This window comes from Nostoc sp., from assembly GCF_036917195.1.
GTDB lineage: Bacteria > Cyanobacteriota > Cyanobacteriia > Cyanobacteriales > Nostocaceae > Nostoc.
Map to the genome: position 1 here is coordinate 112912 of NZ_JBALDG010000066.1, position 23255 is coordinate 136166.

The 23255-nt window shown below is 42.0% G+C and carries 22 protein-coding genes; 13 read left to right on the top strand and 9 right to left on the bottom strand.

Annotation, left to right across the window (positions count from 1 at the left end; translation table 11 throughout):
• Positions 1-309 precede the first annotated feature (309 nt).
• Complete coding sequence (locus tag V7K40_RS20865) at positions 310-603, top strand: hypothetical protein (RefSeq protein WP_334963474.1); 294 nt, start codon at positions 310-312, stop codon at positions 601-603.
• A gap of 348 nt (positions 604-951) precedes the next feature.
• Here the strand turns inward: V7K40_RS20865 and V7K40_RS20870 are convergent, their stop codons facing one another.
• Positions 952-1083 (bottom strand): hypothetical protein, encoded by a 132-nt coding sequence (locus tag V7K40_RS20870; protein ID WP_334963031.1) that lies wholly within the window; start codon positions 1081-1083, stop codon positions 952-954.
• Positions 1084-1307: 224 nt separating this feature from the next.
• Here V7K40_RS20870 and V7K40_RS20875 point away from each other — a divergent pair, with 224 nt between their 5' ends.
• Positions 1308-2870, top strand: a complete 1563-nt coding sequence (locus V7K40_RS20875; RefSeq protein WP_334963033.1) for an NAD(P)H-hydrate dehydratase — start codon at positions 1308-1310, stop codon at positions 2868-2870.
• A 486-nt stretch (positions 2871-3356) separates the two neighbouring features.
• Here the strand turns inward: V7K40_RS20875 and V7K40_RS20880 are convergent, their stop codons facing one another.
• The 3 genes from V7K40_RS20880 to larC form a co-directional block, all read right to left on the bottom strand.
• A complete protein-coding gene (locus V7K40_RS20880) occupies positions 3357-3971 on the bottom strand; it encodes a hypothetical protein (protein WP_334963035.1) in 615 nt (204 codons plus the stop codon).
• Between the two features lie 220 nt (positions 3972-4191).
• Positions 4192-4788 (bottom strand): hypothetical protein, encoded by a 597-nt coding sequence (locus tag V7K40_RS20885; RefSeq protein ID WP_334963037.1) that lies wholly within the window; start codon positions 4786-4788, stop codon positions 4192-4194.
• Between the two features lie 642 nt (positions 4789-5430).
• Positions 5431-6744: a nickel pincer cofactor biosynthesis protein LarC gene (gene larC, locus V7K40_RS20890; RefSeq protein ID WP_334963039.1), complete on the bottom strand. Its 1314-nt coding sequence runs from the start codon at positions 6742-6744 to the stop codon at positions 5431-5433.
• A gap of 58 nt (positions 6745-6802) precedes the next feature.
• On the opposite strand from larC, the gene V7K40_RS20895 reads away from it, so the two are divergent.
• From V7K40_RS20895 to V7K40_RS20905, 3 genes are all read left to right on the top strand, one after another.
• Entirely contained in the window at positions 6803-7462 is a 660-nt protein-coding gene (locus V7K40_RS20895; protein WP_334963041.1) for an L-threonylcarbamoyladenylate synthase, read from the top strand.
• 396 nt (positions 7463-7858) lie between these two features.
• On the top strand, positions 7859-9079 hold the full coding sequence (locus V7K40_RS20900; protein WP_334963043.1) for a HetZ-related protein: 1221 nt from the start codon (positions 7859-7861) through the stop codon (positions 9077-9079).
• Between the two features lie 314 nt (positions 9080-9393).
• Positions 9394-9870 carry a PD-(D/E)XK nuclease superfamily protein gene (locus V7K40_RS20905; protein WP_334963476.1) on the top strand — a complete coding sequence of 159 codons (477 nt, stop codon included), beginning with the start codon at positions 9394-9396 and terminating at the stop codon, positions 9868-9870.
• Here V7K40_RS20905 and V7K40_RS20910 read toward each other — a convergent pair.
• Positions 9842-10699, bottom strand: coding sequence for a DNA adenine methylase (locus tag V7K40_RS20910; protein WP_334963045.1), 858 nt, complete (start codon positions 10697-10699; stop codon positions 9842-9844). The genes V7K40_RS20905 and V7K40_RS20910 overlap by 29 nt on opposite strands.
• Positions 10700-10864: 165 nt before the next feature.
• Between V7K40_RS20910 and V7K40_RS20915 the strand changes: the two genes are divergently transcribed.
• The 3 genes from V7K40_RS20915 to V7K40_RS20925 all read left to right on the top strand — a co-directional run bounded on the left by V7K40_RS20915 (position 10865) and on the right by V7K40_RS20925 (position 12884).
• A complete protein-coding gene (locus tag V7K40_RS20915) occupies positions 10865-11071 on the top strand; it encodes a DUF751 family protein (protein ID WP_273762674.1) in 207 nt (68 codons plus the stop codon).
• A gap of 123 nt (positions 11072-11194) precedes the next feature.
• Positions 11195-11614, top strand: a complete 420-nt coding sequence (gene rbfA, locus V7K40_RS20920) for a 30S ribosome-binding factor RbfA (protein ID WP_334963047.1) — start codon at positions 11195-11197, stop codon at positions 11612-11614.
• Positions 11615-12647: 1033 nt separating this feature from the next.
• Positions 12648-12884: a DUF4327 family protein gene (locus V7K40_RS20925; RefSeq protein ID WP_273762671.1), complete on the top strand. Its 237-nt coding sequence runs from the start codon at positions 12648-12650 to the stop codon at positions 12882-12884.
• Positions 12885-13412: 528 nt separating this feature from the next.
• Here V7K40_RS20925 and V7K40_RS20930 read toward each other — a convergent pair.
• The 3 genes from V7K40_RS20930 to V7K40_RS20940 form a co-directional block, all read right to left on the bottom strand.
• Entirely contained in the window at positions 13413-13766 is a 354-nt protein-coding gene (locus V7K40_RS20930) for a hypothetical protein (protein ID WP_190911530.1), read from the bottom strand.
• A gap of 464 nt (positions 13767-14230) precedes the next feature.
• Complete coding sequence (locus tag V7K40_RS20935) at positions 14231-16921, bottom strand: TonB-dependent siderophore receptor (protein WP_334963050.1); 2691 nt, start codon at positions 16919-16921, stop codon at positions 14231-14233.
• Between the two features lie 128 nt (positions 16922-17049).
• Positions 17050-17988 (bottom strand): AraC family transcriptional regulator, encoded by a 939-nt coding sequence (locus V7K40_RS20940; protein WP_334963052.1) that lies wholly within the window; start codon positions 17986-17988, stop codon positions 17050-17052.
• A 358-nt stretch (positions 17989-18346) separates the two neighbouring features.
• Here V7K40_RS20940 and V7K40_RS20945 point away from each other — a divergent pair, with 358 nt between their 5' ends.
• From V7K40_RS20945 to V7K40_RS20955, 3 genes are all read left to right on the top strand, one after another.
• Positions 18347-18835, top strand: coding sequence for a GNAT family N-acetyltransferase (locus V7K40_RS20945; protein WP_334963054.1), 489 nt, complete (start codon positions 18347-18349; stop codon positions 18833-18835).
• Positions 18836-18866: 31 nt separating this feature from the next.
• On the top strand, positions 18867-19544 hold the full coding sequence (locus V7K40_RS20950; RefSeq protein ID WP_334963056.1) for a ComF family protein: 678 nt from the start codon (positions 18867-18869) through the stop codon (positions 19542-19544).
• An 87-nt stretch (positions 19545-19631) separates the two neighbouring features.
• Positions 19632-20087, top strand: coding sequence for a PPC domain-containing protein (locus V7K40_RS20955; RefSeq protein WP_334963058.1), 456 nt, complete (start codon positions 19632-19634; stop codon positions 20085-20087).
• Between the two features lie 202 nt (positions 20088-20289).
• Here V7K40_RS20955 and cobS read toward each other — a convergent pair whose 3' ends face one another.
• On the bottom strand, positions 20290-21069 hold the full coding sequence (gene cobS, locus V7K40_RS20960) for an adenosylcobinamide-GDP ribazoletransferase (protein ID WP_334963060.1): 780 nt from the start codon (positions 21067-21069) through the stop codon (positions 20290-20292).
• Positions 21070-21446: 377 nt separating this feature from the next.
• On the opposite strand from cobS, the gene V7K40_RS20965 reads away from it, so the two are divergent.
• Together V7K40_RS20965 and tgt are read left to right on the top strand one after the other, a co-directional pair.
• Positions 21447-21899 carry a hypothetical protein gene (locus tag V7K40_RS20965; protein ID WP_334963062.1) on the top strand — a complete coding sequence of 151 codons (453 nt, stop codon included), beginning with the start codon at positions 21447-21449 and terminating at the stop codon, positions 21897-21899.
• A 129-nt stretch (positions 21900-22028) separates the two neighbouring features.
• A complete protein-coding gene (gene tgt / locus V7K40_RS20970; protein WP_334963064.1) occupies positions 22029-23177 on the top strand; it encodes a tRNA guanosine(34) transglycosylase Tgt in 1149 nt (382 codons plus the stop codon).
• The last annotated feature ends 78 nt before the right edge of the window (positions 23178-23255 follow it).

Consider the following 23255-nt stretch of genomic DNA (forward strand, 5'->3'; position numbering starts at 1 on the left):
CAGCCCAACCAAAACGATGCTTACAAACCCTATGAGGATTATTCCCAAAATCTGATTTACCTACTCCAACGCATTATTAAATTGGTCTGCCAAGTTGTAATACAACTGACTTTTCACGGCATCTGAAAAAGTCCACGAAAAACCTAACCCCCTAACCCCCTTCCCGACGCGGGAAGGGGGAAAGTTTAAAGTCTCTCTCCTTTTAGGAGAGAGATTTAGAGAGGTTTTCCAGATACCGTGAAAAGTTCAGGTAATACAAGGATTCCAGCTATGTCAGTCCCTAAGCAGGTATATCAGCCGATGAGATATATGAATGCACGTATAGGAATTCTCTTAATTACCTTGGTTTTTCCAGGTTTGACAGTGGTGGGAGTATCGTTATATTGGTTTAATCTCGATTATGCAGCACTGATCAAAGCTGAAAGGTATGTGCAAAACCTGGTAGAGGTGGGAAAAGTAAATGATAGACAGTTAGAGTCCGCCTATTATCGCACCTACATTCATCGCATCAATGTATTTGCCGATGGGACTTGGGGATTACTGAAAGGAGTAATCGCAGCGTTAGGCATACATGGATTAGTCACTATTAAAGAGAATTCCTAGTTATCTGATTATCGATATTCTTTTCAGATTTGCGGATCGGGCGATCGCCACTTTATGAATGCCTTGCTGCTATGGAACAGTAAATCGAAATATTCTTCAAGCGCTTGCAGCATGGCCAGTATCACCTGTAATTTGGTTAAGGCACTGAAGAGTTTAGTCAATCAGGCATGGGAACTGTTCTGCAACAGTCAGGAAATGGTTTGGTTAAAAAACCGAGTGATTTTTCACTGTGCTAAATCAGCCTGTGGCAGTACCTCCTAATCGGCGTGGAAACGGAAGGCTACCTATCAACGAACTGACTCAGTAGAGCATTTGATTAATTCGTAGCGAATTAAATTTGGCAATACCTTACAATGACAATGCATCTTGATACAATGTTAATGCGTCCCTCTGCAATGCCAATGTATCTTGATACAATGTTAATGCATCCCTCTGCAATGCCAATGCATCTTGATACAATGTTAATGTAGTCGGCTGCATTATTAATGCGTTCCTCTGCAATGCCAATGCGTCCCCCTGCATTAAGAACGCTAGGCTTTTACGCAAAACTGTATTAATAAATTGATCGACTACCGCGATTTACTCAAATAACGTCAGTCAGCAAAGTGAAAAGTTGCTATGTGATAAGCACATTCAAGGTAAGCTGATGAGTAAAGTAGTGAACCTCTTGTTTAGTGAAACTCATAACTCAGCACTCAAGACTGATGCAGAACAAGCAAGAAAAAATTTCGCAAGTGGTAGTGACTGCTGGTCAGATGCGCGATATTGAAGAGCGGATCTTTGCAGCAGGAATGCCTGTAGTAGCTTTGATGGAAAAGGTCGCGGGATTAATTGCCCGTCGCATTCAAGATATCTTCCCAAATCCCCTTAAAAAGGAAGATGTTCCTTCTCGTGTCGGAATTCTTGTTGGCCCCGGTCATAATGGCGGGGATGCTTTAGTAGTAGCCCGTGAATTACACTTTCGCGGGTATAAGATTTGGATTTATTCTCCTTTCTCTAAGCTTAAGGAATTAACTTCGCAGCACTTGCAGTATGCTCAGAGTTTGGGCATTCCAATTTATCAAACAATTGAGCAACTGCCAGATTCTGATTTGTTGATTGATGGCTTGTTTGGGTATGGTTTAGAAAAAAACCTCACTGATCCCATTGCCTCTGCAATTAATCAGCTCAATGAATTGTCTGTGCCGATTTATAGCATCGATTTACCTTCAGGTTTACACACTGACACAGGCGAAGTATTGGGAACTGCGATTCGCGCCACTCACACTTTTTGCTTGGGTTTATGGAAATTAGCTTTCTTCCAAGATCAGGCGTTGGAATATCTCGGCAAAGCTGAGTTAATCGATTTCGATATTCCTTTAGCTGATGTGGAAGCTGTTCTGAAAGCTGCACCCAGGATTAAACGTATTACATTAGCAACGGCACTTGCTACTTTACCCCTACCTCGTCCAGCAGTCACCCACAAATATAAGGAAGGACATTTACTGCTGATTTGCGGTTCGCGGCGCTATGCAGGTGGAGCAATTTTAACTGCTTTGGGTGCTAGGGCTAGTGGTGTGGGGATGCTTTCGATTGCCGTACCGGAATCGCTGAAATCTCTTTTGGTGTCACACTTACCAGAAGCTCTAATTATCGGTTGTCCAGAGACGGAAACTGGAGCGATCGCTCAATTGCAATTACCAGAAAAAACTGATCTAAGTTCCTTTAATGCGATCGCCTGTGGTCCCGGTTTAACACGAGATGCTACGCCCATTGTGCAACAAGTCATAGAAAGCGAACGCACTTTGCTTCTTGATGCCGATGGTTTAAATATCCTGGCACAAATAGGAGCGATCGCCACACTAATAAAACGCCAAGCAGTAACCGTACTCACACCCCACACTGGCGAATTTGAGCGATTATTTCCTGATGTCACCGATGCCAAGCATGACAGGGTGAAAGCAGTACGGGAAGCAGCCGCGCAAAGTGAGGCGATAGTGTTGTTGAAAGGGGCGAGAACTGCGATCGCAAATCCTCAAGGTGCTGTTTGGATTGTTCCTGAAAGCACACCCGCCTTAGCACGTGGTGGTAGCGGCGACGTGTTAACTGGGCTACTAGGTGGATTATTGGCGCAAGCAGCAACTAAACAGATTCCCGTAGAAGATATTGTGGCAACTGCCGCTTGGTGGCATTCGCAAGCCGGTGTTTTAGCAGCTCAAGAGCGTAGTGAATTGGGTGTAGATGCCTTTACATTGACACAATATTTGATAAAAGTTCTAAGTAATTAAATGGCTTCTAACTATGACTCTAAAACTCCAGACCTAAAAAGAAAAATTATAGGCAACCATTGGTAGTCTGCCAAAGTAACAATGCTTGGTCATCTAGTCGGATATAAACGCTCCCTTTTTCTTTGTCCATCTGTGCTTTGAAATGGCATTTTTTGACTCCGTAATCATATAACTAAAACTTACGCACTGTACAAATTAGCCATAATATGTTTAACGGTATTTGTTCGTTTCGGGCGCTTCGCATAACCCTTATTTATTCGCTTATTTGCGTAGGCGTAGCCCGTCGTAGACATCGCTAGATGCTAAACATAGCTGAAACACTTAGACCTCTTGCAAAAGTCCCAAAATCAGGTATGTCATTCTGAGTAGAACGCACTGGAGAGAAGAATCTCGCTAGATGTATCACTCCGCTCAATATGACAATTTAAGCATTTATGCAAGAGGTCTCTTAAATTGCGTATAGTACTTATGTACGATGCCTAAGTCCTAATAAGACAAATTGTTGGGTGAGAAGGGTAAGACTTTTATCTCACTACCGTCTTCAGTAATGACTTTTAATGGAAGTGAATCCTGATGCTCTCGTCTAGATAATTGAATATATTGAAAACCTTTTTGTGTAGGCTTAACTACCATAAGATAGTGATTGCCTACCCACTTGATACTTATTGCTCTGTATAGCAAAACCCACACTTCAGCTATCTCTCCAGTGTTAATTTTATGCCTTGATGATTTATCACATTGCCATACAGGATTACCTATGGGTGTCCATAAACCCGCAAGATAATGATAATCAGCAAACGCACTACCACCAAAAATTGTAAACGAATAAATATTATAGCTCAACCATCTTTCATAACGCTCAGGTTCCTTAGTCACATCACCATATCTTTTCTTAGACAGCAGAAAGTTTATTTGTTCTGCTTTAGTAGGACGCACCCATGTTTCGGATGAATAGCAAACTTTAAATGGTACTTCAATCGCTTTACTGCGATTAGTGGACTGTGAGGCAGCAGGCTGTGAAAAAGTTATGCTGATAATAGTCTGAGCGCTTACAAATGCTCCTGTTAACAGGAACATGCTTACTAATTTAAGAAGTTTCATGATTTTGCTTGTTTATTTCTATGAACAGTATTTGTAAGGAAACCCCGTTCAAGGATAGCGGGGTATATGCGTGCCATCATTAGTTTAGTTAGGAATGAGTGAAGTTAGCTTATGCATTAGACTCAGCCGCAACCTAGAAGCAAGAATAGACCAATTCCACAGCAATCAGCCGCCATCTGACGTTGAAATAGTTTACACTATCGAAGTTGAGGAAATAACCCTAGATTTTTTTATCAAGTTGAATTTCGTTTTCTAGTTGGCCCAGAGGCACTAATGTTAGCTGTGACACACCGCGTTGCTGAGTTATATTTTGGTAGCGGCGATCAAGAAAGTGTTCCGTGATATATCCGTAGCGCTTACCTCGGTAAAAACTGGGTCTGAGCGTGTTATCGTTTCTCTTATATATCAGGGTAGAAGATGCAAAATCTTGAGCGATCGCAGAATCGTACACTTGTCGAATCAGATTAATTCCGGCGGAATTGTTTGGATCGAAGTTGAAAGATGTATCACTAGACCGATAATCGATCATTTCTCGGATCACCAGGCCATTAGGTGCCCAAACGGCAAAACTTAACTCCTTGCCAAGGCACTTAGATGTAGAGAACAAATCGGGTTCTCCCGCTTGTAACTTGATGCTAGGCATGAGGAAAGCAATCAACTGATGATCATCTGACCATCGCATTACTGTCTCAGCGTCTTGCCCTGGTAAAGCTACTGCTGGTAGATTAAGACAAATGCTAAGGGCGCTGATTAAGCCTACTAAAAAACTAAACTGAAACTTAGACACGTTGGTGTAGATCAGTTGGATAGGGGGCATTATTGACTTATGCTTAGAAATTTCAACGCTATAACGTTGTTTACAATTAACAATATATAAAATTTAGTAAGATATGGATGAAGACATTGTGTCAGTACCTGAATCTAACTATTAAATAGTGGGTAGTGCATAGCTTATCAGTTTTATTTAAAAGTAATCCGAAGCGTTGTTGTAGATAAACTTATTCTTTAATACGTAAGCGACTCTCATCATTTTGAGTATGACAATTCTCCAATTGGACTAGTTAGTACGAATTATTTGAAAAACATCATTACTTAAACTAGAAAAATTCATATATCACCATTTACCATATAACAGGGTTTTACCTCTAAAAATGTTGGCTAATGGTAGTTAAACGACATTTAGTCCAGAGAGGAAGCAGCACCAAAAAGCGCGATCGCTCCGCTCCAATCAGGGGTTCAGCCGGGATAGCTGCAAAATAGGGCACGTTGGTAAATCAATAAAACACGCTCTGCAACATTTATTTACAACGTGTCCTGTTTTACGCGTATCCCGGCTGAACCCCAATGGCAGGCTTGTAAAGCCAAAACACAGTAGAGTCGATTGATGTGTGAGCAGAGGCGAAGCCTTTAGGATGGCATTCCCAGTCTCCAACTGGGAACGAGGAACGAGGAATTTGTATCAGTCATTGACTAAATACCAATGCTGTAGCGCCAGCCGTTGAATTTCACGCCAGGGAATATTATGTTTTCGAGCTAACTCTGCACAATCTTCATATTCTGGCTGTACATTAACAATAACTTTTTCTGATAATTCTCCCTTCCATGCTACTTTGACACGCACTTTGCCATATTCAATTTCCACTTGTTGAATTTCCCGTTGTAAAATGGCACGTTGCTGAGTTGTTCGCCGAATGCCCAAAGTAGTGGTTTCGCTAAATAAAACCGCTTCACAACTGAGTAAATTTTCTGGATGACAGATTACAGTCACCAAAATCCCTGGACGGGATTTTTTCATGCCGATCGCTTGGGTAAAAACATCCACCGCACCAGCCGCAAACAATGCCTCAAACACATAGCTGATCGCTTGGGGATTTAAATCATCAATTTGGGTTTCTAGTACTGATATCGTTTCTAAATTTGAGCTAGTATCTTCAGAATCGCTGAAATTTTCTAAATTTGCGATAGTATCTTCAGAATCGCTAAAATTAGACTTTAAACTTACGCTTTCACCCAGCCAGAGGCGTAGAATATTGGGAATGGGTAAATTTATAGTTCCTGCTCCCAGTCCTACCTGCTTAATAGCGATCGCGGGTGGTGAACCAAAGTCTGTTGCCAAAGCAGTGGCGATCGCGGCCCCTGTAGGTGTCACCAGTTCTCTGTCAATCCCATTACTATAAACTGGACAACCCCGCATTTCCCACAGCTTTAATACCGCTGGTACTGGTACCGCCATCTGACCATGTGCAGCCCGAACAGTGCCGCCACCAGTCGGGAACGCCGAGCAATAAAGCAGGGGCAATCCTTCGTCATTGCTCTCAATCCCCAACCAATCTAACCCCAGGCAAGTACCCACAATATCTACGATCGCATCTACAGCACCCACCTCATGGAAATGAACTTTTTCAGGGGAAATGCCATGCACCGCTCCTTCTGCTACAGCTAGCTGTTGGAATACCGCTAAACTCCAAGCTTCTGCCCGTGGTGGCAACCCCGCTTTGATAATCATCTCCTCTATTTCTGGCAAGTGGCGTGTGTAATGGTGACTGTGTTCGTGGTCGTGGTGGTGATCGTCTACTAAATCCACATGGACTTTAGTCGCCTGCTGACCATTCCGTTGGACAAATTCCGCCCTTAACTGATATTCCTGTTCAATACCCAACTCATTGAGTTTTTCAATTAAATACTCCACAGGAACACCCAAACTTACCAAAGCACCCAGGCACATATCACCAGAAATCCCTGTCGGACATTGAAGATAAGCAATTTTATTCATAATAAATTAGTCATTAGTCATTAGTTATTCTCCCCTATTCCCAATTCCCAATCCCTCTATGGCAAAAATTTTCCCAGTTCATCCGGATAATCCTCAAATTCGCCGAATAGAGGAAATAAAGTCGGCGCTTTCTAGTGGCGCAGTCATGCTTTACCCTACTGATACAGTCTATGCGATCGGTTGTGATTTGAATGCCAAGTCGGCGGTAGAACGAGTGCGGCAAATTAAACAGCTAGCAAATGATAAACCACTGACATTTTTATCTCCCTCGCTTTCAAATGTGGCAACTTATGCCTTCGTAAGTGACACAGCCTATCGGATTATGAAACGCCTGATTCCAGGGCCATACACGTTTTTGCTCCCAGCAACTAAATTAGTACCGCGATTGGTGCAAAGCCCCAAGCGGAAAACTACTGGAATTAGAGTACCAAACCATACTGTGTGTTTGGAGTTGCTGGCAGCCTTGGGCAATCCGATTATTTCAACTTCAGCACATCTGCCACCAGATGAAGCAGATAATGGCATGATTCGGATAGATCCAGAAACTGTTCAGTCGCGGGTAGAGCTATTTGACTGTTTAGACAAGTTGGTAGACATAATTGTAGATACTGGCGAGGAACCTACATACGAAGTGTCAACCATTTTGGATCTGACGGCAGAAGAAGCAGTAATTATACGGAGGGGTTTAGGTTGGGAAGCAGCAGCAGCATGGGTATAAAAATTAAAATTCACAGGCACACCTCTCCGTTTCGGAAATTGTGATTAAAGCGATTCCAGTTTTGAAATTGTCATATTTAAAGGCGATGTCTTCGATGGGCACAAATGCAATAACAGGATGGTGGTAACAGTCGCTACAGCAAGGGATTTGACAACTTTGAGAAAATGACGGGTACTCATGTCCCCGCGTGAATGTGGCGGCTTGTGAAAAAACCGACACATTGCCATAACTGTAACTCTCTCGTATTTCCTATAGTTTTATATATGAGCTTTAGATGTGAGCATTACATGCGGCAAGTCTTAATGGATGAATGCCCAAAGATTCTCCAGCCAAGACTGGCCTTGATTGCTGTGTCTGCGTTGTAATTACGGTGCAATACTACTCCCTGGAAAAGTCATGAAAGCTAACGTCGTTAATCTACCAAACTCTACACCTATTTTTGATAATCACCTTTCGACCGAAGAATTTTCAGACAGCAGCAGCAGTAACTTAATTGAATTGCTGTGTCAGGAAATGCAAGCACAAGTGAAAGCAGCACCCAGATGCGTAGAAGCTTTAGCAAATCGCATAGCTATAGAAGTAGAACGCATTTGCAACAAAAGCTCCCGTATCCAAACATCTGGGCAAATCAAATCCTGGCAGATGACGTTAGGAAGGCATCGGATGCAAAAGTGCTTACGTTACTACCAACTAGGTTCCAAACAAGGGCGGGTGGAATTACATAGCAATTTGGGTGCTATGGTTTACCGCCATGTAACTATATCTGGCTCTGAGTTGGGCTTTGAGGCTCGTTACAGCCTAATTGAAGATTTTTTACAAGCATTTTATATCGAAGCGATCAAAGCTTTCCGCAGAGAAAACGAATTACCTAATGATCATACGCCGCGTACTCAGCTGCAATTAGCTGAATATATGGCGTTTACAGAACAGTATGCCAAACGCCGGATCAATTTACCTGGTGGTGCAAATCAGCAATTGATTATCTTGCGGGCCCAAGGTTTTGCTCGTCGTCAGCCGCAAGAAACTACCGTGGATATTGAAATGGCGGTAGAGTCTGCTAAGGGTGAAGAAGCAGAATCTTACCAGCGCAACTCGGCGGTGCAACAGCTGCGATCGCAAATGATTGCTCAAACTAATTTTGATCCATCAGAAGAGTCAGAACGCGATCGCGTCATCACTGAATTGATGAAATACTTGGATTCTCAAGGACAATCTGACTGTATGAACTACCTCAGCCTGAAACTCCAAGACCTTTCAGCCCCAGAAATTGACCAAATTCTCGGTTTAACCAGCCGTCAGCGCGATTATCTCCAACAACGCTTTAAATACCACGTAGAAAAGTTTGCCAAACAACACCATTGGCAATTGGTACATCAATGGTTAGGTGCAGGTTTAGAACAAAAGTTGGGTTTATCTTCCCAGCAGTGGGAAGTCTTTTTAAATCAACTCACAGAACAGCAACAGCAAATATTAGAGTTAAAAACTGCAAGGCAAAACGACCAAGCGATCGCCAAAGCCATCAAATGCACTCCCAAACAGCTACAAAAGCGCTGGACTCAACTCTTAGAACTAGCATGGACTATCCGCAACGGTCATACTGAAGCCCAGACAGGCTAAAGCTAAGGCGAAATCACTAAAATTTATCCAAGCTCAATTCCAGTTATTAGAGAGGTTAGGAAAAAGGTTAAGGGGCAAAGAGAAAAAGAAAATTCCATTTCTTTCATACTTCCTGAATTAGCAAATCATTCTTGATCCCAATTATTAATACATTTGTATTCATCTAGTACAAAAATACCAAATTTTTCGGATTTTTTGCTTATTAATCCAACCTTGTTTAGTCAAAATCAAAAATTCATATTAAGCAACTGATTATTTGTTACTACTTCTGTGAAATCCTATAATAAGCAGGACTTTTGGCAGAGGGATTGATGATGGCTCTGACTCAAGGCGGACGGGCAAATAAGTCTGGGAATATTTTAGAAGGAAATGTAGAAGCAATCTTAAATGGGCATAATTATTTCCAAGTAGGGAACTATGTCCCAAAAGAATTTATATTGAATGCTGCTTTATTACCAAAACGTTATGGAAAACAAGTTTATGTTGGAACTGGAATTTATCATACCGATCTAAAGGTTGATTTTTATGTTGTTGGCTCACCTACAATGCCATCTGGTTTAATCTTCGAGTGTAAATGGCAAGAAAGCCCTGGTTCGGTTGATGAAAAATTTCCTTATTTGAACATGAATATTCAGCACTATTACCCTGCACCAACTATTGTGATTTTAGGCGGTGAAGGTATGCGAGAAGGCGCAAGTAAATGGCTGAAAGCAAGAGTGATTGATAACCATAATTTATTAGCAGTTTATAGCTTAGACAGATTCATTGCTTGGGCAAATAAAAATCTTTAAAAGATGTAATTAATAGTTCATAAATTATACCTCTATTTTTTATATTTGAGTTAATTGATCGGGCTGCTTTGATTCTGTAAGTTTCAAAATTGATATTAGTATAAATTTTTCTAATAAATTCACTATCAGAATTACATACCATAACTTTAACACCGCGACTAGCCAACTCTGCACAAGTATCTCTCAAAAGTTCTTGGTCTTTTTTACTAAAAGAATTTGGACTATAAGCTGTAAAATAGCTAGTGTTGTTGATAGGATCATAGGGCGGGTCAAAAAATACAAAGTCGTCACTGCTAGTCGCATGATTTAGGACTTCTGTAAAATCTGCTTGTTTAATCTCCGCATGAGAAAGTGCTATAGAAGCTATTCGCAGTAAATTTTCATGACAAATGTTGGGATTTTCATATCTGCCTAAAGGCACATTAAATTTACCCTGTGAGTTGACTCGATAAAGACCATTAAAACAAGTCTTATTAAGATAAATTATCCGAGCAGCTTTTTCTATATCAGTACCACCAGAGTTGTTTCGGACACTATAGTAATAATCTTTATTATGTCGGTTTTTATGCTCTTTCAATATAGAAATTAACTCCTCAACATTGTCTCTAACACAACAATAAGTGTTAATTAATTCGTCGTTAATATCAGTTAAAATTGCTGCGCTTGGTTGAAGATAGAAAAAAACAGCACCACCACCTAAGAATGGCTCATAGTAATTTTTATAACTTTTAGGAAAATAAGGAATATATTGCTGTATTAACCTACTTTTACCCCCTGCCCACTTCAAAAATGGACGCGGGCTAGTTTCCTTGGGGATTTGAATTACCATTTACTTACGATTTAACTGAAAATAATCGTGACTAAATAAAGCCAATATAACCGACGAGCCAGATTTTATATTAACTAGCTAATTTTCCAGCCGCATAGATTACAATTGAGTAGATAAAGCATATCAAAACAAACGTAAGTATATAACAAGGCAGTTTACATTCAGATGTTTGACGGATTTTGGGATAACGTCTTTCGCTACCCCCGGTACTTAATTACTATCGTCTTAGGCCTGTTTCTGAACACCTTTGCGCCATTAGTGCCACTGTTGAAGCGCCCAGTCACCTTGATCGCCATCTTGGGTTTATTTGTGGGCAGCCTAGTCTTCCTTACTTTCACCCTACGGGCAATGCTGGGCTTGAGTACAATCTAGATTAGCGCTATATCGGGGCTATGTCCCACGGACGGTTGTTCTTGGCGTTGCTCCCGCTAAGTACTGTCTACCCAACTTACATCTATTTCTATCGTACAACCTCTGTGAGGAGGCGAAATTTTTATGGCTACAAATCGCCGGGTTTCCCGCGTTGCTGAATTGATCAAACGGGAAGTTAGCCAAATGCTGCTCAACGGCATCAAGGATGACCGTGTGGGTACAGGAATGGTAAGTGTTACTGATGTTGATGTTTCCGGCGATCTCCAACACGCCAAAATCTACGTCAGTATCTATGGTACAGACGAAGCTAAGGCAGAAACAATGGCAGGCTTAAAGTCGGCCACGGGTTACGTCCGCAGCGAACTTGGGGCGCGGGTACGACTACGTCGGACACCAGAAGTCATCTTTCTCGAAGATCACTCCATAGAACGCGGTAATAAGGTACTAGCACTATTAAGCCAACTTAACCATGAGCGGCCGCCAGAAAATCTGGTATCAGTAGAAAACAGCACAGATCAAGATGATGAATCATCTAGTGAATAAGTAACTTAAATAACAATGTAACTTCAGAACAATTAATCTCAGCAAATCCGCCAAACAGTTTACAGACGTGACTAGATCGCGTCTGTTTTAATGTGAACATAACCTACTTCAGGAATCGGTAGTTGCATGTATACGCTTTCCGTGTGCCTTGGCTTTCGTCTTTACTCTAGTGCAAAAGGGTAGTAGGAACACTAACGCTTCTGTGCAAATGCATAAATACTGCTTCTCTCAAACATTTTTATCTGTGTCCTAATCATGAATTAGTATTACTCAATCCTTCTACAGATGTTTATCAAAAGAAAACTGTGTGATATTAGTGCTGAAAATAACCAAGCAATTACGGCTTTATTTAAGAAATTGTTAACAGATACTAGAGTAAAAGCTTTTGTAGTGTACTTTAACCGTTATGTTTTGCAACAGTTTATACCCTAGTATCTGACAAATATTCTTGTGTTGTTTACCCTTAGATATTGGAGTTTAGACTAGTTTGGCTTAAAAGACCGTCAAACCCTTATCCAGACGGGCTTATGTAATTTCTAGGCTTGTTTTGATTCCGAAGTCTAAAATGCTTGCTACACAAGGTTTGTAGCGTGAAAAATAGAATTTAGTCTAAACTCCAGTTAGATAAATACCAGCAGTTCTAGATCCGGTTTTAAGGTGATTATTTGATATGTAAGCGATGCCTGCGGCGGGCTATTCCGCGTCGCGATATGAATTCTTCCCACCTACCAAATCTTGCCTAAATACAGTGATGGCAAGACTTTTAGACTTGTTGAATAAAAATCATCCACCCACCTTAGCAGGTTAAGTTAACTACAAGGAATTTTTTTTGTAAAGCGGCTTTTCCATAAATGTCAGGATTTGTTGACTTTCTTAATATTTCTTGAAATATTTTTCGGATATGTAGCGTCAAAATAAAAATAGTTCCGTATAGCAAACTACAAAATCCTAGCCACAAGTCTAATTTCTGTAATGTTTGTTCCTAATTATTAACGGGAACACTATCGTAAGTGTTAATTTGTGAGTAAAAACCATGAGTGTGAATACGGTGCCTTTTATCAATTACTACTCTCTAGATGTGATTCAAGACGAAGCACGCCGACTGGTGCAAAAGGGAATGGTTAGCAGACAACAGCCAATATATACCCTCTGCCAATACATTCCAGCGAGAGAGTGGGTTTGTGTTGAATGTGAATTAGAGAAATGTGACTTTTTGTTACGCGATCGCATTGGCGACCTAATTGGTCGTGAACAGTGGGACAACGACTAATCAATGTTTGAATTTCGGATTTGGAATTGGGACTTTATTTTTGATGTGTGGATGTCACCATCAACGATTCGACGCTTAATCTGGGGAATAATCTCTGGTTTTTGATGAGCATTGCCTCATATAGAATCTTGCGTTTTTCATTAACACAGAAGCATTTGAGTCTGAATTTATACAATTTTTCAAGTTGAAGTAGGTATCAGAACCATTTGTTCTGTATATCTGGTGCTACAGCTTTAATCTGGTGTGTAGATTCTGTGAAGTTCCTACATTGATCTGATAAAAGTGGAGGAACTTCACTTTTGACTCGCAATTCATTACATCGCTTCCCTCAAGTGAGCGATAGTTTGCTATTTAAACCCAAAATCCGTGCTGAAAAGTTTGCTAAGTTGGGCTAACCGACACCAGTTGATACAACAGATAGCGCAGCGTAAAGCCTTTGCAAGCAGCTGGCTCAACTTCGCAAAATCCAAAGTTTGTATAGTATTCTTTCTTAAAAATCTCGAAAAGCATAAAAAATCATCGGAAGTATTATCCTACTTGCTCTAAATACTGATTAATGTCTTCAATGATGCGGGTAAGTTCAGCTTCAGTAGTCAAGCGGATGTTGACGTTGCGGACAGTCAACAAAACTTTGGCTGCGAAGGGCGTCGGCCAGATATTAGGATTGCAGAAAATTTCTAAAAATACTTCACCCGTATAACGATATTCCAAGGGAGGCTGGGGAGTGACTTTACCGCCGCCAGGAGTAGGTTTAGCGGCGACAGCTTTCAGGCGCTCCATCAGTTGATCAGTCGCTGTCTTTAATTCTCGTGCTGCTTGGGGTGAAAAACTGAAGGAGACAGAACCTTCAATTAGGTTTAAGGTTAGAGGAGTTGAAGACATATGTTTTTTATTAAAACTTTTTGATAAGTAACACTGTGGTCAATATTATTGCACAAGCTGAAGCAAGTGTGAATGTCAAAACGCTCAATAACAATAGATTAAGTAAAGTGAGGCAAAGGTATTTTCATAAACACCTTTTGTTTGGGTTTATAAACTTCAAATATTAACTCTCAACAGATTAAGAGAGATCCAAAAAATAAAATACCCAGCCGTTTTAAGGATATTGTTGCCAAAACGACGAGATTTTGGCGCTTTCGCCCGGAGGGCGAAAGCTAGGCTCATAGCATTTTATTACTTGTAAGTGCCTTAACAGAAAAAATGCAGTTCCTATTTAAAGCGTTGTCCACAAAACGAGTGCTGGGGCAAGTTGTTCAGCCCCGATGACCAACAAAGCAAGCGAGTTAAAACTCTCATCTTTATGAGATTATCAATCACTTCCTTGCATTTTGAATGAAGCACCTGATTTAGAACTCGTAGGAAATCGTTGCCTGCACATTAAACGGTGCGCCTGGATAGACGAGGGTTCGTCTTGTAGCAGTCTCATAGTATTCTACATCAAAAAGATTATTCACATTGATACCAACTCTCCAGTTGTCTCGGCGGTAAAATAAGGCAGCATCAGTACGGACGTAACTAGGAATTTGGAAGTTGCTGTTAGGAAACTCGCCTTGCTGTTCGCCCACAAAGACTAGCCCAAATCCAAAGCCTAATCCTTTGTAGTCACCGCTTTGAATTTCGTAGGTTGTCCACAGGTTCGCCGCATTTTTGGGAACGTTCTGCAAAAGTTCACCCACTGGAATGTCATTGTCTTCGGTGACTCGCGCATCGGTATAAGCATAGCCTGCAATGATATTCCATCCCGGTAGGATTTCGCCCCCAATAGAGAACTCAACCCCTCGACTGCGCTGCTCACCGATTTGGATCGAGAAATTGATCGGATCAACAGGATCACTAGTTAGCACATTGCTCTTAGTAATCTGAAAAGCAGCTAACGTGGCAGACAGCTTATTGGTAATGTCTGCTTTGATGCCAACTTCGTATTGGTTGCCGCGCTCAGGCTCAAAGGTTTCTTGAGTTCGCGATCGCCCAATCACCGGCGTAAAGGATTGACTGTAGCTGGCATAGAGAGAAATCGGTTTAATAGGCTGATAGACAATGCCAACACGAGGGCTGAACGCTTGATCCCCCTGAGAAAAGGTATCAAGACTATCGTACTGTTTGGTGAAGTCAAATCGTCCACCGACTAGCAAGTGCAAATTGTCGGTAATGTCAATCTGATCCTGAATATAGATGCCCAAGCTGTCTGTGAAAGTTGTGCCATAGTTCTCGATTTGGATATCTGGTCGAGTAACATTGTAATTTGGGTTAAAGATATCGATTGTCGGTAATGGAGCATAACCAGCCGTAAGATAGCTGGTCGCACGACTGAGATCAAACCCGACTAATAACTGATGTTTAATGGAACCTGTGGCAAATTTCCCAATTAGATCAGTCTGCATTTCATAATCTTGGAGCAGAAAAACACCATCAGTATAGGATTTGTCAATAAAGCGATCGTCACGGAAGTCAGTATCTGTGTATGTAGAGCCGCCGGACTGATATGTATTATAGAAAGAAAAGCCATTGCGAAGCTGCCAGTTATCACTGAACTTATGTTCAAATCGGTAACTCGCCTGATACTGTTCCTCAGTAAACCTGTCTAGGGATGGATAGAATAAGGCTCGATTAATCGGCAGTATCAGAGAAGCATCACTCAGGGCTACTACACCAAAATCAACCACTGGATCGTTGTAGGTATAAGAGAAGTCAACCGTTAAGGTTGTATTTTTGCTGATGTTCCATTGCAGGACAGGAGCTATAAAAAAGCGCTGCTCACTCACAAAGTCTCGAAAACTGCCATTGTTTTGATAGGCTGTATTAAGCCGATACCGCAAATTGCCGTCATCAGTTAAGGGTCCTGAAAGATCAAGCTCTGAACGGTAAAAGCTGAACTGCCCCCCTGTGAAGTTGACACTATAATAAGGCTCACTCAAAGGCTGTTTCGTCACAGTGTTAATAACGCCTCCGGGCTGCAATTGCCCAAACAAAACCGATGCCGGTCCGCGTAACACCTCAATGCGTTCTATATTCGCAAGATCCACATCGAAGGGTGCGATGGCACTGCTAGTACGAAACCCATTTCTGAGGTTGAAATCTTGTCTAAAGCCGCGAATAACAAAAGCTTGATTTTGACCAAAAAACTGTGAGACACCTGGAGCATTATTTCGCACCGCATCTTGCAGTCGATTCACACCCTGATCTCTAATCACCTGATTAGGAATGACTTGAATTGACTGGGGAATGTCTCGCAAGGGGGTGTCGGTTCTTGTCGCTGTCGTCGCATTTGGCACATTATAGCCATCCTGCTCCCCCGTTACTACCAACTCAATCGGCTCATCCTGCTGTGCTGCTGGTTGCTCTTGTGGTGTCTCACTAGCAGGCTTTTCTTGAGTTTGCGGTGTTTGGGGTTGCTGCGGTGGCTGTGTCGCTGTTACAGCAGTTGCTATACCAAAAACCAGCCCAGCATTATCATCAAATAACTCAACCGTAGGCAAAGCCTTCTCACCTACCACCGTCACTCGCACAGTATTTGCATCAATATTCGTAACTATTATTTCAGTAATTCCCGCAAGCGGTTTTTCCGAACGAAATGTAAAAGCCTCGCCCGACGCTAAACGCAATTGCCCACCAGATATGTCGGCAATAAAATTGCTGCCAGCACTGCGATTTGTGACTTGCAGTTGAGTCCCTTGAGGTGTCTGTAAAATTATTTCCACACCTTTGTCTGTGGGATTAGCTTTCACCCCTGTTATTTGTATAATTGTCGGCGCAGGTGTGGTTTGTGGTGTGGGCGACTGCACTAGTAATTGTTGAGCGCTGGTGATGGGGGTTTCAAACTCGCTCAACTGCCGGATTTTGCGATTCCCCCAACCCACGCCACTTCTCTCAACGTTCGTGACCGACGCACGAGAGTGGCTCCCCTGAAAAAGCAGGGCTTTTTGGTCATTCTTCTCAAGTTTCGCCTCTGCCGAAGCAGGTTGAGTCACCAGGGTGCTGATAATTCCTACCATACTTACTGCTAGCGTAAGATAGATATTGGGCTGCCAACTTTTCATAACGCTCCCCACACAGTTTTGATTAAAAGACTTATTGCGTATAGTTGTTAATTGCAATGAAGCTTAGTGTAGAGAAGCGCTAGTGGTTTAGTCTATATCCAAAACGGCATTACAGTCGCAAAACGGCATTATGCTCCTAATATATTCTTTTTACCTGACAAACATTCACTGGGCGTAATGCCAAACTTGCGCTTGAAAGCTATGGCAAAGTGTCCCTGTTGGGCATAACCTACGAAATTGGCAACCTGAGTAACAGTTAACTTCCCAGAGCGTAGTAGTTGTTCTGCTCTGTGCATCCGTTTATTGGTGAGATAGCCAAACACCGTTGTGCCAAATAATTCTCGAAACCCATAACGCAAAGTGCGATCGCTTATTCCCACCATTTGCGTCAATTCCAGCAATGTTGGCGGATTCTCTAGACGGGAAAGCAAAATATCCCTGGCGTGGTGAATACGGGAAATGGTTTGAGTCTTTAGTCGTGGGGATGGTTGCAGTCCATCTTCCTGTGCTAAAATCGGAGCAAGTTGCAGTGCCATTAATTCTTGGATCTTTCCCTGCAAATACATCCGCTTTGTCATCCCTCGGTAGGGACAGTTGACGATTTGCTGTGCCACTCCTTGGATAGCAGTTGTAGTTTCCGGGTAAATTAATGTCTGCCAATCATTACCCTTTGTGAGAAACTTCAACTGGGGAGAAATATCTCCATCTTCTGCGGGGAAAAAGGTTCTCAATAATTCAGGAGGCATATGGATGTCCACACCCATGTACCGACCTTTCAGACTCCCCATCAACATGGCTCGTTGCACGCCGCTACCAGAGATAAGGGTGTATCCTTCCCCGATCTGTCCTCCTAACTCTTCAAACCCTTTGCCTGCTAGGAGAACTTGGAATTGCACGGGATGATCCCATTCATCAGTTTTTTCTAAAGAGTCATAGTAATATTCTATGTCATAAATTGAAAGCCAAAGATTGGGATGTACTTCAATCTCTCGCTCATATCCTTTGCCTTCCCAACTAGATATTTGAGAAATAAATTCATTTGGCTCTGGGTTTTGCAGGTTGTTCATTTGCTGCTTCTGTTTCTTTGTTCTGGCGCTGTCATGGTAATAGCATTACTGGCTGATTGATAATAAAATTAATGCTAATAACTAGCAATAATTTTACAGTAACTAGCGCAAGCTCTCATGAGAATTGGATAACGTTTGAGCAATGCAAGACTTTGGAGAGCCGCCAAGAGCGATCACAGCCTTATACAGAAGAATGCTCGCAGATTATGCAAACAAAATGGAGCGATCGCATTACTCAAAGCATTTCACGCCTTGATAGTAGCGCCTGAAATCGACTCTGCAAGAATTGCTATTTGCTAGGTAAATTGGGATATAGATGCGGAAAAATTTTCTGTGTAAACTTGACCAGCAAATGGTAATGAAAAACTATTATCAAGATTTTTTAATTCGTGATTGGCTAGAAAGCGATCGCACTAGAGCCACCGAAGTCATCAGTTATGTATTATCAGAATACGGTCTGGGTTGGGAACCAAACGGTGCTGACCGAGATGTGCTGCGAGTAGAGGAATATTATTTAGCTACTGGGGGAGAGTTTTGGGTAATTGAACACCAAAGCCAGTTAGTGGGTACTGGGGCATATTACCCCATAAATCGTGGCGAAAAAGCTGTAGAGATCCGCAAAATGTATCTTTTGCCTAGCATCAGGGGTTTGGGATTGGGGAAATATTTGTTACAACAGCTAGAAGCAGCGATCGCAGATCGTGGTTTTGGGCAAATTTGGATTGAAACCGCCAGCGTTTTGGTGGAAGCAGTCAAGCTGTATGAAAGCAACGGCTACACTCCAGCAACAGGTGTGGAAACAACACGCTGTGATCGCGTGTATATTAAGTTACTGCACAACAGTTAAAGGAGTTAACTCCTAATTCCTAATTTTTAAAATGCACACTTGGACTAAAAATCTCACAGGCTTACTCAATCTTTTTCTCCAATCCCATTGCCCTCTATGCCAACGTGCAACCTCGGAAGAATTCTGTCAAAACTGCACTAGACAACTGCAAAAATGTCAACGAAAAGACCCGATTTCTCTGTGGCAAGAACCAATACCAGTATTTGGCTGGGGGGAATATGGTGGCCCGGTGAAACGAGCGATCGCGGCGATGAAATACGAAAATCAACCCCAAATAGCTCGTCCCTTTGGTCAATGGTTAGGAGAAGCATGGTTGTTAAATTCACCGAGGCGAGATAGCCAACCTGTGGTAGTTCCCATTCCACTGCACCCTAGCAAGCAAAAGCAACGTAAATACAATCAAGCCGCACTGATCGCACAAAGCTTCTGCGAAATAACTGGATTAAAATTGAAACTAAACGGTTTAGCAAGAGTGCGAGAAACTGAAGCGCAATTTGGTTTATCGGTATCTAAAAGAGAAAAAAACTTGGCTAAAGCTTTTGCTGTTGGTCAAGAATTTCGCCATCGTCCCCCAAATGTCCCAGTGCTGTTAGTGGATGACATTTATACTACTGGTGCTACTGCCAGGTCTGCTGTGCAAACACTTCGTCAGTATGGAATTGTGGTCTTAGGATTAGTAGCAGTAGCCACTACCGTCAAAGACGGATAAATCCAGAATTAATGGGCAAGCTTTGACATATAAGTGCATAAATTGACCGAATTACCCTATTTTTGTGGAAAAAATTGCTTGAAATGTATGAATAAAGTTTTTGCGGCAGGTTTAAAACAACTCATCATCATTCCTGCCACATTGCTGGCAATAGGCATCAGTACAAGTGCTGCTTTTGCTCAAAATAAGTTGTATAGTCCAATTCCTTTATCTAACAGTACTGAAATTACTGATAGCCTCTCAGATAAAGACATTCCCACAGGTCAAGGTGGGTTTGCTCGTGATTACACAGTCAAGTTACAGAAGGGCGATAATTTAGCAGTTGACCTATCATCTGAAAACTTTGACAGCATCATCACACTGCTGGCACCTGATGGATCGACTCTGGCAGAAAATGATGATGGCCCTGATGGTAGTAGCAATTCCCTACTATTTACCCGCATCGTAGAGACAGGGAATTATGTTATTCGTGTCCGCTCTTTTGGGGAAACTGGGGTTGGGGTTTTTAAACTCAAGGTGACAAAGCTGCAACCGATTAAATAAAGTTAGGAGTTAGATACTTCCAGTTAAAAAAACATCCCATCTCCAAGGCGCAAGGTCAAGATCCCCTACAAATGTACAAATAATTTTGGATAATTTATTTTTTGTCAGTCCCTTAGGAGTTAGGAGTTAGAAGTAGAGACGCGATTAATCGCGTCTGTACAGGAGTTTGGATTTTTAACTCCTAACTTTTCATTCCTCACTCCTAACTTCCTACAGTGGTCAGCACGCAGAGAAATAAGGCTTCAGTCCACTCGACAACTGCGCCGTAGGTATCTCCAGTGTGTCCACCTAATTTGTGATTGAACCACGCACCAGTTAAAGTGGCGATCGCACTTCCAGCAATTATCATTGTCACTGCGAGAAATAGCTGCTGTTTATCTATCAGCACAAGTAAACCACTTAAACAAAACAACAAAAACAATCCTGGTAACAAATCTTTATAAGAACGAATAGCTTGTTTGTGAAAGGCACCTTTGCCAGTTGGTTTCAGGTAAGGATATCGCGCGATCGCCACCTGTTGTCCCCAACGTCCCCACCCACAAGCAGCCATCAACAATAACCAACGGTTTTCTGGCATATCTGTTAAGGCTGTTATTTTCAGTACCACCAAGGCGATCGCTGCCATTGCCCCAAAGGCACCTGTGGCACTATCTGCCATTACCTCCAGTCGCCGATCTGGGTCGCCCACTGCCAAACCATCAGCAGTATCCATTGCCCCATCTAAGTGTAGTCCTCCAGTAATGGCAATCCAAACACTTACTACCAAAGTACTACGAGTTAGCACGGGCATACTAATATAATCCATCCCCGTATCCAGTAACCCTAAAATTCCCCCAATTAGCAACCCTACAAGCGAAGCAAGCCGTGCCACTCCCCGAAAGTCCAATCCGTTCAAATCCGGTAAAGGAATACTAGTATAAAATATTATACTAGCTGCCAACTTTAACAGCAGCTTTTTCCACCACTGTTGCTGTTTTGTCATCTTAATTACATTAATATTAGGTTAATTGCTGGATAAGAGTGATAATTTTAGTACAATTCAACATCAGTAGACTTTAAAGCTTTAAATAAGATTTACTTCTATTAGAGATTATTACTGAAAATTTTGTTATGCTGGTCTAAGTAGTGATAAATAATAGTAAGTATTTTTTATACAAAAAACATAAGATTCTGGAAATTAAAATTCCATCAGCAATCAAAATTTGTATTTTGTATTCGTTAATTAAAAACTTACTCCAAATTATTTAGACGATTGCCCCACAAAATTGATATTTTTTTAAATGTAGGGAGTAAACAAGCTATTCAATTATGACAGTTTAGCTATGTTGTCGCTCTCCTTAACTCAATCGCTATTTTCCTATGAGTCACCATCTACCCGACACCAGGATACCAGCTCCGTGCATTATTAACACGGGCATCATTGTGAATAAACTCGACATCCGGCGATTGCTGGCAGATTTAGGTCGAGTCCACTACATCTACACCCAAGAAGATAAGGTACTGAGCGAGGGTGAAGGGGATGTGATGGAAGTTTTTGCTAATCCACAAAGGTCTACCTTAGTGGCTAACCATGCGCTATACTTAAATGTTTGTAGTTTTGATTACCTGGAACTAAAACAGTCACCGGAACAAGAAACCCACTTCGATTTGATGCAGGAAGGAGTGTGTCTGCGGTTGATTCCCCGCTCAACCCCTTTACAAGAGCGACGAGAGCGAAACTTAAATGTCAGCGCCATAGAAGCGATGATGGAGCAAGTCCTCTCAGCCAGATGGGATGCAGAAATTGACGATGACTGTTCTGATTCTTTCTAAAATAACGACTACTATACCAATTTTATCTGAGGCTGCGCTTTATTTATGTAGGGGCAATTTATGAATTGTCCCTACATTCGGATGTTTTGCCTAAGTCCTATGGGCGCATTTTCAAAAATCTAAAATGGCATGAGTGCGAATTTTTCCTTTGAATGTCTTGCTTGCTGTAGTCAGACAAAAGCTAGAGCAGGAGTGTTTTTCACTCCTCACGGTATTGTAGAAACCCCCAGATTTATGCCAGTGGGAACACTGGCGAATGTCAAGACTCTCACCCCATCTCAGCTACGAGATACTGGGGCGCAAATGATTTTATCCAATACTTATCATCTTCACCTACAACCAGGAGAAGCGATCGTGGCTGGAGGTGGTGGGTTGCACAAATTTATGGGTTGGAACGGTCCAATGCTCACAGATTCGGGTGGGTTTCAGGTGTTCAGCTTAAGCGAGATGCGAAAAATTACTGAAGAAGGCGTCACTTTTCGCTCACCCCATGATGGACAAATTATTAACTTAACACCAGAGCGCTCGATTGAAATTCAAAATACTTTGGGGGCAGATGTGATTATGGCCTTTGATGAGTGTCCGCCCTACCCAGCTACTCGCCAAGAGGTAGAAACTGCAACTGAGCGCACTTACCGCTGGTTAGAACGCTGCATAACGGCTCATCAAAGCAGTGAGCAGGCTTTGTTTGGGATTGTGCAAGGGGGCGTATATTTGGATTTGCGTTGCCGTGCGGCTGAAGCTTTGGCTAAGTTGGATTTGCCTGGATATGCCATTGGTGGCGTCAGTGTGGGAGAACCACCAGAATTGATGGCTGAGATTGTAAAAGTCACAGCACCGCTTCTACCCCCGGAAAAGCCGCGTTACTTGATGGGTGTGGGTACTTATCGGGAAATGGCGATCGCGATCGCATCTGGTGTAGATTTATTTGATTGCGTAATTCCCACCCGTTGGGCCAGACATGGTACAGCAATAGTCCAGGGCGGACGCTGGAATTTAAAAAATGCTAAGTTTCGTGAAGATTTTACACCATTAGATGAAACTTGCCCCTGCTACACTTGTCAAAATTTTAGCCGTGCTTACGTATCTCATTTAGTGCGATCACAGGAGATTTTAGCTTACACCTTGTTGAGCATTCACAACATTACTGAACTAATTCGCTTTACGCAGCATATTAGAGAAGCAATATTGAGCGATCGCTTCACTATAGAATTTGGTCACTGGCTCAACTCATCTGAATCAGTACCAGATGAGGAAGAAATGACAAATAACTATTGACCAATGACCAAGACCCAAACTATGTTAAGATACTTCTCAATTATGAAAGCTGTGTTGGATAGGTGGATTTAAACAAAC

Coding starts and splice junctions, on each gene's coding strand:
- V7K40_RS20865 (WP_334963474.1), top strand. CDS start 310: ATGAATGCACGTATAGGAATTCTCTTAATTACCTTGGTTTTTCCAGGT.
- V7K40_RS20870 (WP_334963031.1), bottom strand. CDS start 1,083: ATGCAGCCGACTACATTAACATTGTATCAAGATGCATTGGCATTGCAG.
- V7K40_RS20875 (WP_334963033.1), top strand. CDS start 1,308: ATGCAGAACAAGCAAGAAAAAATTTCGCAAGTGGTAGTGACTGCTGGT.
- V7K40_RS20880 (WP_334963035.1), bottom strand. CDS start 3,971: ATGAAACTTCTTAAATTAGTAAGCATGTTCCTGTTAACAGGAGCATTT.
- V7K40_RS20885 (WP_334963037.1), bottom strand. CDS start 4,788: ATGCCCCCTATCCAACTGATCTACACCAACGTGTCTAAGTTTCAGTTT.
- larC (WP_334963039.1), bottom strand. CDS start 6,744: ATGAATAAAATTGCTTATCTTCAATGTCCGACAGGGATTTCTGGTGAT.
- V7K40_RS20895 (WP_334963041.1), top strand. CDS start 6,803: ATGGCAAAAATTTTCCCAGTTCATCCGGATAATCCTCAAATTCGCCGA.
- V7K40_RS20900 (WP_334963043.1), top strand. CDS start 7,859: ATGAAAGCTAACGTCGTTAATCTACCAAACTCTACACCTATTTTTGAT.
- V7K40_RS20905 (WP_334963476.1), top strand. CDS start 9,394: ATGGCTCTGACTCAAGGCGGACGGGCAAATAAGTCTGGGAATATTTTA.
- V7K40_RS20910 (WP_334963045.1), bottom strand. CDS start 10,699: ATGGTAATTCAAATCCCCAAGGAAACTAGCCCGCGTCCATTTTTGAAG.
- V7K40_RS20915 (WP_273762674.1), top strand. CDS start 10,865: ATGTTTGACGGATTTTGGGATAACGTCTTTCGCTACCCCCGGTACTTA.
- rbfA (WP_334963047.1), top strand. CDS start 11,195: ATGGCTACAAATCGCCGGGTTTCCCGCGTTGCTGAATTGATCAAACGG.
- V7K40_RS20925 (WP_273762671.1), top strand. CDS start 12,648: ATGAGTGTGAATACGGTGCCTTTTATCAATTACTACTCTCTAGATGTG.
- V7K40_RS20930 (WP_190911530.1), bottom strand. CDS start 13,766: ATGTCTTCAACTCCTCTAACCTTAAACCTAATTGAAGGTTCTGTCTCC.
- V7K40_RS20935 (WP_334963050.1), bottom strand. CDS start 16,921: ATGAAAAGTTGGCAGCCCAATATCTATCTTACGCTAGCAGTAAGTATG.
- V7K40_RS20940 (WP_334963052.1), bottom strand. CDS start 17,988: ATGAACAACCTGCAAAACCCAGAGCCAAATGAATTTATTTCTCAAATA.
- V7K40_RS20945 (WP_334963054.1), top strand. CDS start 18,347: ATGAAAAACTATTATCAAGATTTTTTAATTCGTGATTGGCTAGAAAGC.
- V7K40_RS20950 (WP_334963056.1), top strand. CDS start 18,867: ATGCACACTTGGACTAAAAATCTCACAGGCTTACTCAATCTTTTTCTC.
- V7K40_RS20955 (WP_334963058.1), top strand. CDS start 19,632: ATGAATAAAGTTTTTGCGGCAGGTTTAAAACAACTCATCATCATTCCT.
- cobS (WP_334963060.1), bottom strand. CDS start 21,069: ATGACAAAACAGCAACAGTGGTGGAAAAAGCTGCTGTTAAAGTTGGCA.
- V7K40_RS20965 (WP_334963062.1), top strand. CDS start 21,447: ATGAGTCACCATCTACCCGACACCAGGATACCAGCTCCGTGCATTATT.
- tgt (WP_334963064.1), top strand. CDS start 22,029: ATGAGTGCGAATTTTTCCTTTGAATGTCTTGCTTGCTGTAGTCAGACA.